We start from the raw sequence: 13,343 nt of genomic DNA, 5'->3' as shown, positions 1-13,343 counted from the left end.
GCCGGTGGCGCGCTACGCACGCTACCCCCTCCGCCGCTCAACGCCCACCTGCCCGCCCCAACAAGGGGCGAACAACGGCGCATCGCGGTTCGCCCCGGCAGGGCTTGGGGCACTATGACGGGGTGGCAGCCGTCAGGTCGTCCGAAGGAGTCGGTGCGCTCAGAAGAGCAGGCCGGACGGTCGGCCGTGCCCTGCATCTGCCCTTCACCGGGACGGCGCGCGGTATCCGAAAAGCGACCCATGCGCATGGCGCGGGCGAGTCGGGGCTCGGCAAGCTGATCGAGCTGCATGCCGTGAACGGCGCCGGCGACGTCATGATCACCGTCGCGCTGGCGTCCACGGTCTTCTTCTCCGTACCGACGGACGAGGCGCGCGGCCGTGTCGCGCTCTACCTCGCCATCACGATGGCGCCCTTCATCCTGCTGGCCCCCGTCATCGGACCGCTTCTGGACCGCATCCCGCACGGCCGCCGCGCGGCTATGGCGGGCGCGATGCTCACGCGCGCGGTGCTTGCGGTGACCATGTCGGGCGCGGTGGCGACGGGTGGCCTTGAGCTGTACCCGGCGGCACTGGGGGTGCTCGTCGCGTCGAAGGCGTACGGCGTGGTGCGCAGCGCGGTCGTGCCGCGGCTGCTGCCGCCGAAGTTCTCCCTGGTGAAAGCGAACTCCCGGGTGACGCTGGCGGGGCTGCTCGCGACGGGTATCGCGGCACCGATCGGGGTGGGGCTGCAGAAGGTCGGCCCACAGTGGCCGCTGTACGGGGCGTGCGCGCTGTTCCTGCTCGGCGGGTACTGGGCGTTCACGATGCCGCCCAAGGTCGATTCGGCGAAGGGCGAGGCCAAGGCGCACATACTGACGCATGGCGAGAAGAAGCCCAGCCTGCGTACGGTCGGGCCGTCCGTGCTGCACGGGCTGCAGGCGAACGCCGCCTTCCGCGCGCTCTCCGGCTTCCTGATCTTCTTCCTGGCGTTTCTGCTGCGCGAGCATCCGCTGCCCGGGCAGAGCGCGGCCGTGTCGCTCGGGATAGTGGGTGTGGCGGCCGGCGTCGGCAACGCGCTCGGCACGACGGTCGGAGCCTGGCTGAAGGCCCGTGGCCCGGAGATGATCATCGCCACGGTGCAGGCGGTGGTACTGGCCGCGGCGATCGCCGCGGCGGCGTTCTTCGGCGCGGGCATGGTGGCGGTACTGGGCGCGACCGCGGGTCTGTGCCAGGCGCTGGCGAAGCTGTCCCTGGATGCGCTGATCCAGCGGGACGTGCCGGAACAGGTGCGCACATCCGCGTTCGCCCGCTCCGAGACGCTGCTCCAGATGGCCTGGGTGGCGGGCGGCGCGATCGGCATCTCGCTGCCGCTGAACGGAACGCTGGGGATGTCGGTCGCGGCGGGAATCGTCGCGCTCGGCGCGCTGACATCGGTGAGGGGCCTCCTGACCGCGGCCCGCCACGGCAGCAGGCCCCGTGCCCGGGTGGCGTGAGCAGCGGTACGCCGTGGCCACGTGCCGGTGCCGCGGCCGTACGCCTCTGCCGTTCACGCGCTCCTCGGCCCGCTGTCCTCAGTCAGGGGCCGAATCCGCGGCCCGTCCGGCGATCCCGCGCGGCACGCCGCACCCGGGCGTCGCGGGGCGCGAGGGGCCCGATAGCCTTCGGACCATGACCGTTGCGTTCTTCTCGGGCAAGCGCCGCCGGGCCGCTGCCGCTCTCGGTGCCGTCTCCGCCGGGCTCCTCGTACTCTCCGCCTGCGACAAGCCGACGCCGCTCGCGACCGTGACGGTCGGGACGGACTCGGTGCACACAGAGGCGACCTGCTACAACGACGGCAAGCCCATCAAGGAGTCCTTGATCCAGGCCTGCCTGAACAAGAAGGCCGACAAGGTCGTCAAGGTCTCGATGGACGACAAGGTCCGCTTCGGCGTCGACCCTGAGATCGCGGACCACGGCTGGACGCTGTTCATCGGCGGCCAGCAGGCCGAGCAGGAGCCGTACAAGAAGTCGTACCGGACCATCCCCGGCAACGCCTTCTTCTCCTCGCAGACCGGTGAGACCACGAACAAGGCGCAGGTCAGCATCGTCGAGACCAACGGCAAGAAGCTCGTTGGCATCTGGCACTTCCAGCTCGAAAAGGACTCCTGACCCGAAGGACCGTGCCGTGCGCGTACTGGTGGTGACCGCGGTGGCGGCGGAGGCGGACTCCGTCGCCGCGGGGCTCACCGCTCCCGTACTCGGCACGCGCCGGCTACCCGGCGGGTACGCGCTGTCCCGATACGGCACCGTGGACGTGCTCGCCGCCGGTGTCGGACCCGCCGCCGCCGCGGCCGGCACCGCCACCGCGCTCGCCCTGGACACCTACGACCTGGTCGTCTCCGCCGGAATCGGCGGCGGCTTCCAGCCTGACGCCCCCATCGGCGCGCTCGTCGTCGCCGACGCGATCGTCGCCGCCGATCTCGGTGCCGAGACCCCCGAGGGCTATCTGCCCGTCGACGAACTCGGCTTCGGCCGCAGCATTCACCGTCCGCCGGCCGCGCTGTCCAAGCGGACGGCCCAGACGCTCGACGCCGTGTACGCGCCCGTCCTCACCGTCTCCACCGTGACCGGAACCGCCGCCCGCGCCGCCGAGCTGAGGAATCGTCACCCGCACGCCGCCGCTGAGGCGATGGAGGGCTACGGCGTCGCGGAGGCCGCGGCCGCCCACGATGTACCGGTCCTCGAAATCCGCGCGGTCTCCAACGCCGTCGGCCCCCGCGACCGCGCCGGCTGGCGCATCGGCCAGGCACTGGACTCGCTGGGGTACGCCTTCCAGCTGCTCAACCCACTCCTCGAGGAGTCGCCGTGACCCTGCAGATCGCGTACTCGCCCTGCCCGAACGACACCTTCGTCTTCGACGCCCTCGCGCACGGCCGGGTGCCCGGCGCGCCCGCCCTCGACGTGACCTTCGCGGACATCGACATCACCAACAGCATGGCGGAGCGCGGCGAGTTGGACGTGCTGAAGGTCTCGTACGCCGTACTGCCGTGGGTCCTCGACGAGTACACGCTGCTGCCCTGCGGCGGCGCGCTCGGCCGCGGCTGCGGTCCGCTGGTGCTCACGAAGCAGCCCGGCACCGATCTCACCGGGAAGACGGTCGCCGTGCCGAGCGAGCGCTCGACCGCGTATCTGCTGTTCCGGCTGTGGGCCGCGGACATCGTCCCGGGCGGAGTCGGCGAGGTCGTCGTGATGCCGTTCCACGAGATCATGCCGGCCGTGCGCGACGGCAAGGCGGACGCCGGACTCGTCATCCACGAGGCGCGGTTCACCTACCAGAACTACGGACTGCACTGCCTCGCCGACATGGGCGGGCACTGGGAGTCGACGACCGGCCTGCCCATCCCGCTGGGTGCGATCATCGCCAAGCGGTCGCTGGGCACCGAGATCCTGAAGCGGCTGGCCGATTCCATCCGCGCCTCGGTGCGGATGGCGTGGGACGACCCGGAGGCCTCGCGGCCGTACGTACTCGAGCACGCCCAGGAGATGGATCCTGCCGTGGCCGACCAGCACATCGGGCTCTACGTCAATGAGTTCACCGCAGACCTCGGCGCCGACGGGCACGCGGCGGTACGCGGACTGCTCACACGCGCCGCGGCCGAGGGACTCGTACCGCCCCTCGGCCGCGATGCGCTCAGCTTCGTACAGCCACTCCCGTGACCGTCTAGACGTCCAGCTGGTCCGCCACCGCCCGCAGCAGGCCCGCGATCTTCTTGCCATGCACCTTGTCGGGGTACCGGCCGCGCTCCAGCATCGGCGTGATGTTCTCCAGCAGGGTCGTCAGGTCCTGCACGATGGACGCCAGCTCGTCGGGCTTGCGACGCTGAGCCGCTGCCACGGACGGGGTCGGGTCGAGAACTGTCACGGAAAGCGCCTGGTCACCACGTTGTCCTGCCACGACGCCGAACTCGACGCGCTGGCCGGGCTTGAGCGCGTCGACCCCCGTGGGGAGCACCGACGAGTGAACGAAGACGTCGCCGCCGTCGTCGCGGGAGAGAAAGCCGAAGCCCTTCTCGCTGTTGAACCACTTGACCTTGCCGGTAGGCACGTCTGTCCTCGTCCTCGTACTCGTTGGGGCGCTGGCGGCACCTGAACCCGGGTGCCGAAAAACGGCTCTGGATAGCACTACAGCGGGTCGTCTGACCCGCCACCCCCAAGGCTAATGGTCCAGGGGCTGGTGACAAGACGTCGCCGGACGGTTCCTCCGCGCAAGGAACTACCCTGGCCGGATGACTGCTACTCCTCCCGCACCCGGTGACGGGCTGGTGCGCGTCGGCGCGATCGTTTTCATCGTCGGCGCTGTGGCCACTCTGGTCACCGTGGCCCCGCTGTTCCTGGGCACCGAGCCCTTTCCCCCGATCGCGTACGCGGTCTGCATGCTGATGGGCGTGGGGTTCCTGATCGCCGCGGCGGGTGTGCTGCGCTCGATCGCCGCGCAGCGCCGACAGGCCGGATCCGCGCTCTAGAACACGCCCTGATCCCGGCTGTAGCCGCGCAGCCAGTCCGGGAACGCCGTCAGGTCGTCCAGGATCACGTCCGCGCCGGCTTCGCGCAGTTCCGCCGCGTCGCACGGGCCGGTCGGCACGGCGACCGAGAGCGCCTCGGCCGAGTGCGCGCCGCGTACGTCTCCGGTGTGGTCGCCGACGTACACAGTGGCGCCGTGCTCACGCAGTGCCTCCGCCTTGGCCTCCGCCCACAGCCAGCCGATGGCCTCGTCCGGGTCGATGCCCAGGTGGGCCAGGTGGAGTCTGGCGTTCGGCTCGTGCTTGGCGGTGACGACTATGGCGCGGCCGCCGAGCTCCTGGACGGCGGCGACGGCCTCGCGGGCGCCGGGCAGGGCGAGAGTCGGCTCGATCGCGTAGGTGGGATAGATCTCGCGGTAGCGGTCGCCCATCTCCTGGATCCGCTCCTGTGGGTACCAGTGGGCCAGCTCCAGTTCGAGGGGCGGCCCGAGCCGGGTGACGGCCAGGTCGGCGTCGATCCACACCCCGGTCTCGGCCGAGAGCGCGCGGTAGGCGGCGTGGATACCGGGCCGGGAGTCGATCAGCGTCATGTCGAGGTCGAAGCCGACCGTCAGCGGATGCGTAGCCATAGGGGCCATTGTGCCCATCCGGCCGAGCAGGTCCGATGCCTGGACCCGGCCGGCCTCACCGACCCCGGAACCGGCTCGTCCTGGAGCGGAACACACACGGTGAAGAAGGGCATGGCCCCGTCCAGGGGCCCGACGCGCCCAAGCGCTTCGTCGTTCTGAGTCACCTCCTGCGCGCCCGCCACACCAGGTAGAGGGCGGAGGCGACAGCCGCCCCCTTCACCACCCACGGCCAGGTCCCGGTGAGCGCGTCGCGCATCCCGTCCTTCGGGATCGGTTCGCCCCAGCGGCCGTTCACCCGGCCCCACAGCCAGACCAGCCCGCCCACCGCGACCGCTCCCGGCAGGCCGGCCACGGCCCATTTCGCCTCGGCGCGGGACAGCCTGCGCGAGGCGTACGCGAGGAGCCAGCCGCCGCCGAGCGCGAGCCAGGAACCGAGGACGGCGCCGGCGACGAGGAGCGCGGCGGCGAGCAGCAGGAAGGGGTTGGCGAGGCCCGTCCGTACGGACCGCGGACCGGCATCCGCGGTACGGCGGCCGAGCCGCGGAAGCCACCGGCGCGGTTCGGCCGCCGCCTCCACCGCGACGTCGTCCTCGTACTCCTCCTCGTACTCCCCCTCGTACGTGTCCTCCCTGTCCTCGGCCTCCTCCGCGCGACGCGCCAACTCCTCCTTGGACGGCGGGGGTTTGAGTATTTCCGGGATCTCCACACCGCCGACGAACCCGGCGACGCTCTCCCCCGCGCCGAACGGCCCCGGCTCGATCCGCCACCAGTCGGGCTCGCTGCCGGACGGGCCGAGCTCGTCCATCCCTGCGAGATGGGGCGGCGAAGCACCGGGCGTCATCCGCGGGCCGTCCACAGCCCCGGGTCCCTCCTGTGCCGGTCCCGGTGCCGGCGGCGACTTGCGCGGTCTCGGGATCCGGCGGCGCACGCGCTGCTCCGGTACGGCGGCCTGCGGCACGGCCGGCTGCGGCTTCGGCACCGAACCGCCGCCGTCCTCCGACGCGGCCGCGACCACTTCGTCCGGCGAACCGAGCCGGCCGAGGATACGGCGTACGGCGGCCGGGCTGTCGCTGCCGAACCCGGCCCGCTGCCGGTCGATCTCGCTGCGCAGCGTGGACACCAGCCGCATCCGGGTGCCGGACGGCAGCTGATACTGCTGCGCCAGGTCGCCGACCCGGCTCAGATAGTCGTAGACGAGCTGGTCGCTCTCGATCCCCACCGGCGTTCCCCTGACGTTCCCTGCCGGGCCGCCCTGTCTTCCCGGGCCCGCCCTGTCCCCGACGGTAGCGCTCCAGGCACTACCGTGGGGCGGATGGGGACCATGCCCGAAGGAAGCAGTCCGAGCAGTCCGCGCACGCTCGCCGAAGCCCTGCGCAGCCGCGGCGACGAGGAGCTCGCCGCACTGCTGCGCGCCCGCCCCGATCTGCTGAACCCCGTGCCGAACGACCTGGGGCAGCTCGCCACCCGCGCCGGCACCCGCGCCTCCGTCGTACGCGCCCTGGAACGTCTCGACCGGTTCACGCTGCAGACCGCCGAGGCGCTGGCCGTAGCCCCCGACCCCGCGCCGTACGACACCCTGCGCGCGCTGCTGACCGGCTACGAGGGCGACGCGGAGATCGAGGCGGCTCTGCCGCACGCGGTCGCCGTGCTGCGCACGCAGGCCCTGATCTGGGGCGGCGACGACCGGCTGCGGCTGGTGCGCACCGCGCGCGAGCTCCTCACGCCGTCTCCCACCCGTCCCTCGCCGACCGGCCTGGGGCCGACCGTCGCCGAGGCCACCGCCGGGATGTCGCCGACCCGGCTGCAGGAGATCCTGGCGGCCGCCGGGCTGCCGTCTTCGCACGACCCGGTCTCCGCGGTCGCCGCGCTGACCTCGCTGTTCACGGACCGAACGCGGATGGAGGCGCTGCTGGACACCGCACCGCCCGATGCGCTGACCGTCCTCGACCGGCTGGTCTGGGGCCCTCCGTACGGAGAGGTGACGGCCAACCCCACTCCGCCGGTGCGGTGGCTGCGGGACCGCGGGCTGCTGCTGCCCGCGTCCCCGCGCACGGTCGTGCTGCCGCGCGAGGCCGCGCTGCATCTGCGGGCCGGCCGCGCGCATCGCTCTCCGGAGCCGGTGCCGCCGCCGGTCACGCCGGCCGCGACCGCGTCGATCACCGCCGGCCGTCCACAGGTTGTGGAAAGTACGGCGGCGGGCCAGGCATACACCGCGCTCTCGACGGTCGAGGACCTGCTGAAGGACTGGCACGAGGGCGGTCCTGCGATGCTCAGGTCCGGCGGTCTGTCGGTACGTGACCTCAAGCGCACGGCCACCGCGCTGGACACCACCGAGCAGATGGCCGCGTTCTGGCTCGAACTCTCTTACGCGGCAGGACTGTTGGCGTCCGACGGCGAGGCGGACGAGCGGTACGCGCCGACACCCGCGTACGACGAGTGGCTGACCCTCCCGTCGGCGGAACGGTGGTCGCTCCTCGCCACGGCCTGGCTCACGGCGACCCGCACACCGGGCCTGGTCGGCAGCCAGGACACCAAGGGCCGTACGCTCTCCGCCCTCGGCCCGGATCTGGACCGCTCGGCGGCACTGGAGGTCCGCCGCCGGGTCCTCGACCTCCTGGCCGCACTCCCGGAGGGCACGGCACCCGACCCGGAGACGCTGCTGGCCCGGCTGCGCTGGGAACGCCCGCTGCGGGGCGGCGGCGCGGCGGGCCAGGATGCGAACGCGGCCCGGAACGCGGTGGGCGGCGGCCCGACCGATCTGCGCTCGCGGATCGCGGCGTGGACGCTGATGGAGGCCGAGGTGCTGGGCGTCACGGGACGCGGGGCGCTGTCGACGCACGGCCGGGTGCTGATGGGCGGCGCGGGCCCGGCGGGGTCGGGTGACGGCGCCCGGGCGCCGGCCGGCGCCGGGCAGACCGGGGCCCCTTCGCCCGCGGGAACGGCCGCGGCGGGCGTCGGAGCCGGCGCCGAGGCGGATACGGGGACAGGCGGCACGTCAGGCGCCGGCTCCGTCCGCCAAGCCCCCTACAACGCCCCGTACGACGCCGTGTCGCCCGCGTCGCCGGCCTCGCCGGCCGAAAGCGCGTCCGGTGGAAGCGGCACTCACGGCACGGCCACACCCGGCTTCACCGGCGAGCCCGACATGCACGCCGCCGCCCGCGCCCTCGCGCCGCTCCTCCCCGCGCCGCTCGATCATGTCCTCCTGCAGGCCGACCTCACGGCCGTCGCCCCCGGGCCCCTGGACCGGCCGCTCGCCGAGACCCTCTCCGTGCTCGCCGACATCGAGTCCAAGGGCGGCGCGACGGTCTACCGCTTCACGCCCGGCTCCGTACGCCGCGCACTCGACGCCGGACGGTCCGCCTCCGATCTGCACACCTTCCTCGCCACCCACTCCCGCACCCCGGTGCCGCAGCCGCTCAGCTACCTCATCGACGATGTCGCCCGCCGGCACGGCCATCTGCGGGTCGGCTCCGCCTCCGCCTACGTACGCTGCGACGACGACGCGCTGCTCGGCGAGATCCTCGCCGACAAGCGGTCCCAGGGCCTGCGGCTGCGCCGGCTCGCCCCCACCGTGCTGGCGGCGCATGCCGATCCCGCCACACTCCTCGACGGGCTGCGCGCCATGGGCTACGCGCCGGCCGCCGAGTCCGCGCAGGGCGATGTGCTGATCACCCGCGCCCATGCCCGCCGCACCCCGCCCCGTACCCCGCCCGTCCCGGTCCCGGACGGACCGCCCCTGCCCCACGGCACGCTGCTCGGCACCGCGGTGAAGGCGATCAGGGCGGGCGACCTCGCGGCCACCGTCGTACGCAAGCCCGTCCCGGAACCGGCCAGGAACGGCGAGCTCCCCCGTACGACCTCCGCCGAGACGCTCGCCACCGTGCAGGCCGCGGCGATGACCGGCTCCGCCCTGTGGATCGGCTACGTCAACGCGGACGGCGCGGCCAGCCAGCGCGTCATCGCGCCGGTGCGCGTCGAGGGCGGCTTCGTGACGGCGTACGACCACACCGCGGACGAGGTCCGTACGTACCCGCTGCACCGCATCACCGGCGTCGCGGAACTCGCGGACGACCCCGCCTGAACCGTTCCGCGAGCTTCGTCCGCGATGCCGTCCATCCCGCCCATGGGCGGGTACCGCCCCGCGCCCGGCGTGCCTTGCGCTCGCGCCTGCGCTCCTCCCGCTCCCGCTCCTCCCGCTCCAGCTCCGCTCGCTCCCGCCGCTCCAGCGCCCGGCGGCCCGGCTCGGCAAGGGTGTGGAAGCGATGTCCGATCCTTCGCCCCAGCAGGACGTACGCGATCAGCGCGCCACTGGTGTTCAGGATGACGTCGTCCACGTCGAAGGCGCGTCCCTCGACGATCGCCCCCTGCGCCATCTCCACGAGGATCATCACCAGAGCGGCCAGCACGACGACCCGGATCATCCGCAGTCTGCGCGGCACGAGCACCGGCAGGATCAGCCCGAACGGCGCTCCGAGCACCAGATTGCCGCCGACCTGCTTGCACGCGGCGAGGAAGGTGTAGTCCTCGGCGTACTGCCGGAGCGAGTGCCCCGGCCGGAGGTTGGAGCCCGCCACATCCGCCGACGCCGGCGAGGGCGTGAGGGTCAGTTTGGCCAGGACGGCGGAGAAGGCGACAAGCGCGACGAACCCCACCACCATGATCAGCACACGTAGGACGGTTCTGCCCCATGAGGCACGTGCCGGGGCTGTGCCGACCACTGCGTCTTCCGTTTCTGCAGTCATGTCTCCCCGGATGCCCCCGGACACCGCGGTCACGCAGCAGTGTTACGACGACACATGGCCCGTCTGCAGGGCCACCACGTGCCATCACCCAACCGCTCCGCACCGCCGCACCGGCACATGCGCGCACTCATCCCCTCCGGTCCCGCCGCTCCGTACGGCACACTGGAGGTTTGGCCGTACCGAAAGGCGCAGGTGTGAACGGACCCCTCATCGTCCAGAGCGACAAAACCCTCCTCCTCGAGGTGGACCACGAGCAGGCGGACGCCTGTCGGCGTGCCATCGCGCCCTTCGCGGAACTGGAGCGTGCCCCCGAGCACATCCACACCTACCGGGTCACCCCGCTCGGCCTGTGGAACGCCCGCGCCGCCGGGCACGACGCCGAGCAGGTCGTCGACGCGCTCGTGGCGTACTCCCGCTACCCCGTCCCGCACGCCCTCCTCGTCGATGTCGCCGAGACGATGGCCCGCTACGGCCGGCTCACCCTCTCCAAACACCCCGTCCACGGGCTCGTGCTGACCACCACCGACCGCCCGGTGCTCGAAGAGATCCTGCGGTCCAGGAAGGTCCAGCCGCTGGTCGGGGCCCGGATCGACCCGGACTCGGTCGCCGTGCATCCCTCCGAGCGCGGCCAGATCAAGCAGACGCTGCTGAAGCTGGGCTGGCCTGCCGAGGACCTCGCCGGTTACGTCGACGGCGAGGCTCACAGTATCGATCTGGACGAGACGGGCTGGGGGCTGCGCCCCTACCAGAAGCAGGCCGTCGAGGGCTTCTGGCACGGCGGCTCGGGTGTCGTCGTACTGCCCTGCGGCGCCGGAAAGACGCTGGTCGGAGCCGGTGCGATGGCGCAGGCGAAGGCGACGACGCTGATCCTGGTGACGAACACCGTCTCGGCTCGGCAGTGGAAGCACGAACTGGTGAAGCGCACCTCGCTGACCGAGGACGAGATCGGCGAGTACAGCGGTACGCGCAAGGAGATCCGCCCGGTCACGATCGCCACGTACCAGGTGCTGACGACGAAGCGGAAGGGGATCTATCCCCATCTGGAGCTCTTCGACTCCCGCGACTGGGGCCTGGTCATCTACGACGAGGTGCATCTGCTGCCCGCGCCGGTCTTCAAGTTCACGGCGGATCTGCAGGCCAGGCGTCGGCTCGGGCTGACCGCGACGCTCGTACGCGAGGACGGCCGCGAGTCGGACGTCTTCTCGCTCATCGGGCCGAAGCGTTTCGACGCGCCCTGGAAGGAGATCGAGGCGCAGGGCTACATCGCGCCCGCGGACTGTGTGGAGGTAAGGGTCAATCTCACCGACGCCGAGCGGCTCGCGTACGCGACCGCCGAGACGGAGGAGAAGTACCGCTACTGCGCGACGACCGAGACCAAGCGCAAGGTGACCGAGGCGCTGGTACGGAGGTTCGCGGGCCAGCAGATCCTTGTCATCGGCCAGTACATCGACCAGCTCGACGAGCTGGGCGAGCATCTGGACGCACCGGTCATCAAGGGCGAGACGTCCAACGCCCAGCGCGAGAAGCTCTTCGAGGCGTTCCGGCAGGGCGAGATCTCCGTGCTGGTCGTCTCCAAGGTCGCGAACTTCTCGATCGACCTGCCGGAGGCGACCGTCGCCATCCAGGTGTCGGGCACCTTCGGCTCCCGGCAGGAGGAGGCCCAGCGTCTCGGCCGGGTACTCCGCCCGAAGGCGGACGGCCACCAGGCCCACTTCTACTCGGTGGTGGCGCGGGACACGATCGACCAGGACTTCGCGGCGCACCGGCAGCGGTTCCTGGCGGAGCAGGGGTACGCGTACCGGATCGTGGACGCGGACGAGCTGCTGGCGAACGACTAGCCGGTCGGGAGGTTCGCGAGGATGGCGATCGTCGCGAGCCCGCTGACTCCGGAGCCAACCGCCAGCCAGCCGCGCGCCGCCCGGAAGCGGGGACGCGCGGGCAGCCCCCATGTCACCAGCAGCATGACCACCGCGGCGAGCCAGAAGACGGGTGCGGCGATGAGCGACTGGTTGAGCGCGTCCGAGCAGTGGTCGGGGCCGCAGCTGTCGGTGGCCATCGGCGAGAGCCCGACGAAGAACATGTCGATCATCAGCAGGGGGACGAGGAGGACGCCCGCGACGATCCGCACCACGACGGCCTTGCCGTCGTGTGTGCGCGGGTCGCGCGCCGGCGGCAGAGCGCCGGGGAGCCAGAGGCCGGGGGTCGTCCCGGTGCGGTTGGTCATGGACGACAGTCAACCTCCGGGCGTCCGGCCGGCACCTCCGGTGACGTACTCAGATCGTCCGTGCGCGGGTACTCACCGCGGGGCCCGGGGAGAGTGAGGGCGGGCGCGGTCCGCCAGCCCGCGAAGGCCAGCAGCGCCAGTCCAAGGAGCGGATAGGGCGACGCCAACGGCTGTTGCCACCAAGGCAGTTGGAGGTCCAGGCTGTCGCTGTGCGGGACCAGCCGGAGCGTGCGGACCACGAGGACCGCGGCCACCACCGCCGCGGTACGGGTCCGGCCCTCCGCGATCAGTACCGCCAGCAGCGGTACGCACCACACCCAGTGATGCGACGGGCTGACCGGCGAGACGAGCAGCGCGGTCGTGGCGGCGACCAGGACACCCCACTCCGGGGCGGCTCTGCGGGCGGTCCACAGGCCTGCGACCGCGGTGAGCGCGACGGCGAGCACCCAGGCCGCGCCCGGCTCCGAGGTGTGCAGCACCCGGGCGAACAGGCCTTGCAGCGACTGGTTCTCGACCGTCCAGGCGTGGCCTGCCCGGCCGGTCCCGAAGATGCGCCGGGTCCAGAATTCGGCGCTGGCGTGCGGGAGTACGAGTGCGCCCAGCAGCACCGTACCGGTGAAGGAGGCCAGGGCGGTGAGCCCTGCCCGTACCCGGCCGGTGATCAGGAGATGGACGATGAACACGGCTGCCGTCGGCTTCACTCCGGCCGCGACGCCGAGCGCGAAGCCCTTGCCGATGGCTTCCTCGTCCCGCGACAGATCCCACAGCACCAGGCAGACGAGTGCGAGGTTCAGCTGCCCGACGAGGAGGGTCTGGAAGACCGGTTCGAGCCAGAGGCCTGCGGCGATCGCGGAAATGACCAGCGGGGTCCGCGCCGGGAGCCCGGCGAACCGGCAGGAGAGGCGCACAAGCAGGGCGAGCAGAATCGCGTTCCCGGCGACGAAGACCACCTTGAGCGCCGGGACGGGCAGCCAGGTGGTCGGCACGAAGAGGATCGCGGCGAAGGGCGGAGAGGTGGCGGGCAGTGGCCACTCCGTGGCGGTGAATCCGTAAAGATCGGCGCCGTTGGCGACGGCTGCCCCCTCGACCCGGTACACGAGGGTGTCGGCCACGGGGATGCGCTGGGCGACGCAGAGCGCGATGAGCGCGGCGAGCGAGAGCGCCAGTGCGCCGACGGATACTGCGGTGAGTAAACGAGGGGTCACGTTCCGGTACTTCACGGCCGCGACCCTACTAGTGGATCAGCTGGAGCAGGTCGAGCGGGCCGGGC

General features: G+C 72.1%; 13 protein-coding genes. 7 read left to right on the top strand and 6 right to left on the bottom strand.

Annotation, left to right across the window (positions count from 1 at the left end):
• The first annotated feature begins 122 nt into the window (after positions 1–122).
• From ACWDZ6_RS15460 to ACWDZ6_RS15445, 4 genes are all read left to right on the top strand, one after another.
• The gene (locus tag ACWDZ6_RS15460; protein ID WP_451503233.1) at positions 123–1,472 is read left to right on the top strand and encodes an MFS transporter; all 1,350 of its coding nucleotides are present in this window, start codon (positions 123–125) and stop codon (positions 1,470–1,472) included.
• A 175-nt stretch (positions 1,473–1,647) separates the two neighbouring features.
• A complete protein-coding gene (locus tag ACWDZ6_RS15455) occupies positions 1,648–2,127 on the top strand; it encodes a DUF2771 domain-containing protein (protein WP_451503232.1) in 480 nt (159 codons plus the stop codon).
• Between the two features lie 16 nt (positions 2,128–2,143).
• Positions 2,144–2,827 (top strand): futalosine hydrolase, encoded by a 684-nt coding sequence (locus ACWDZ6_RS15450; protein ID WP_451503231.1) that lies wholly within the window; start codon positions 2,144–2,146, stop codon positions 2,825–2,827.
• Positions 2,824–3,675 (top strand): 1,4-dihydroxy-6-naphthoate synthase, encoded by an 852-nt coding sequence (locus tag ACWDZ6_RS15445; protein WP_451503230.1) that lies wholly within the window; start codon positions 2,824–2,826, stop codon positions 3,673–3,675. Before ACWDZ6_RS15450 ends, ACWDZ6_RS15445 begins: the two co-directional genes overlap by 4 nt.
• Positions 3,676–3,679: 4 nt before the next feature.
• Here ACWDZ6_RS15445 and ACWDZ6_RS15440 read toward each other — a convergent pair whose 3' ends face one another.
• Complete coding sequence (locus tag ACWDZ6_RS15440; RefSeq protein WP_326650766.1) at positions 3,680–4,063, bottom strand: cold-shock protein; 384 nt, start codon at positions 4,061–4,063, stop codon at positions 3,680–3,682.
• A 181-nt stretch (positions 4,064–4,244) separates the two neighbouring features.
• Between ACWDZ6_RS15440 and ACWDZ6_RS15435 the strand changes: the two genes are divergently transcribed.
• A complete protein-coding gene (locus tag ACWDZ6_RS15435; protein WP_326650767.1) occupies positions 4,245–4,481 on the top strand; it encodes a hypothetical protein in 237 nt (78 codons plus the stop codon).
• On the opposite strand, the gene ACWDZ6_RS15430 is transcribed toward ACWDZ6_RS15435, so the two are convergent.
• Positions 4,478–5,116, bottom strand: coding sequence for an HAD family hydrolase (locus tag ACWDZ6_RS15430; RefSeq protein ID WP_451503229.1), 639 nt, complete (start codon positions 5,114–5,116; stop codon positions 4,478–4,480). The two genes, ACWDZ6_RS15435 and ACWDZ6_RS15430, sit on opposite strands and share 4 nt — an antisense overlap.
• 151 nt (positions 5,117–5,267) lie before the next feature.
• Positions 5,268–6,326 (bottom strand): hypothetical protein, encoded by a 1,059-nt coding sequence (locus ACWDZ6_RS15425; protein WP_451503228.1) that lies wholly within the window; start codon positions 6,324–6,326, stop codon positions 5,268–5,270.
• Between the two features lie 93 nt (positions 6,327–6,419).
• Here ACWDZ6_RS15425 and ACWDZ6_RS15420 point away from each other — a divergent pair, with 93 nt between their 5' ends.
• The gene (locus ACWDZ6_RS15420) at positions 6,420–9,188 is read left to right on the top strand and encodes a helicase-associated domain-containing protein (RefSeq protein WP_451503227.1); all 2,769 of its coding nucleotides are present in this window, start codon (positions 6,420–6,422) and stop codon (positions 9,186–9,188) included.
• On the opposite strand, the gene ACWDZ6_RS15415 is transcribed toward ACWDZ6_RS15420, so the two are convergent.
• Entirely contained in the window at positions 9,151–9,765 is a 615-nt protein-coding gene (locus tag ACWDZ6_RS15415) for a VanZ family protein (RefSeq protein WP_451503307.1), read from the bottom strand. The genes ACWDZ6_RS15420 and ACWDZ6_RS15415 overlap by 38 nt on opposite strands.
• Positions 9,766–10,043: 278 nt before the next feature.
• Here ACWDZ6_RS15415 and ACWDZ6_RS15410 point away from each other — a divergent pair, with 278 nt between their 5' ends.
• Positions 10,044–11,687, top strand: coding sequence for a DNA repair helicase XPB (locus tag ACWDZ6_RS15410; protein WP_451503226.1), 1,644 nt, complete (start codon positions 10,044–10,046; stop codon positions 11,685–11,687).
• Here the strand turns inward: ACWDZ6_RS15410 and ACWDZ6_RS15405 are convergent.
• Positions 11,684–12,073: a hypothetical protein gene (locus tag ACWDZ6_RS15405; RefSeq protein WP_451503225.1), complete on the bottom strand. Its 390-nt coding sequence runs from the start codon at positions 12,071–12,073 to the stop codon at positions 11,684–11,686. The genes ACWDZ6_RS15410 and ACWDZ6_RS15405 overlap by 4 nt on opposite strands.
• Positions 12,070–13,293, bottom strand: coding sequence for a glycosyltransferase 87 family protein (locus tag ACWDZ6_RS15400; RefSeq protein ID WP_451503224.1), 1,224 nt, complete (start codon positions 13,291–13,293; stop codon positions 12,070–12,072). The genes ACWDZ6_RS15405 and ACWDZ6_RS15400 overlap by 4 nt, the downstream gene beginning before the upstream one ends.
• Between the last annotated feature and the right edge of the window lie 50 nt (positions 13,294–13,343).

Source organism: Streptomyces sp. NPDC002926 (genome assembly GCF_053591755.1).
This window is presented reverse-complemented; position numbering and strand designations above follow the sequence as displayed.

Bases quoted from the DNA above. Each gene is read 5' to 3' on its own strand.
- ACWDZ6_RS15455 (WP_451503232.1), top strand. From the start codon at position 1,648: ATGACCGTTGCGTTCTTCTCGGGCAAGCGCCGCCGGGCCGCTGCCGCT.
- ACWDZ6_RS15435 (WP_326650767.1), top strand. From the start codon at position 4,245: ATGACTGCTACTCCTCCCGCACCCGGTGACGGGCTGGTGCGCGTCGGC.
- ACWDZ6_RS15430 (WP_451503229.1), bottom strand. From the start codon at position 5,116: ATGGCCCCTATGGCTACGCATCCGCTGACGGTCGGCTTCGACCTCGAC.
- ACWDZ6_RS15420 (WP_451503227.1), top strand. From the start codon at position 6,420: ATGGGGACCATGCCCGAAGGAAGCAGTCCGAGCAGTCCGCGCACGCTC.
- ACWDZ6_RS15415 (WP_451503307.1), bottom strand. From the start codon at position 9,765: ATGGTGGTGGGGTTCGTCGCGCTTGTCGCCTTCTCCGCCGTCCTGGCC.
- ACWDZ6_RS15405 (WP_451503225.1), bottom strand. From the start codon at position 12,073: ATGACCAACCGCACCGGGACGACCCCCGGCCTCTGGCTCCCCGGCGCT.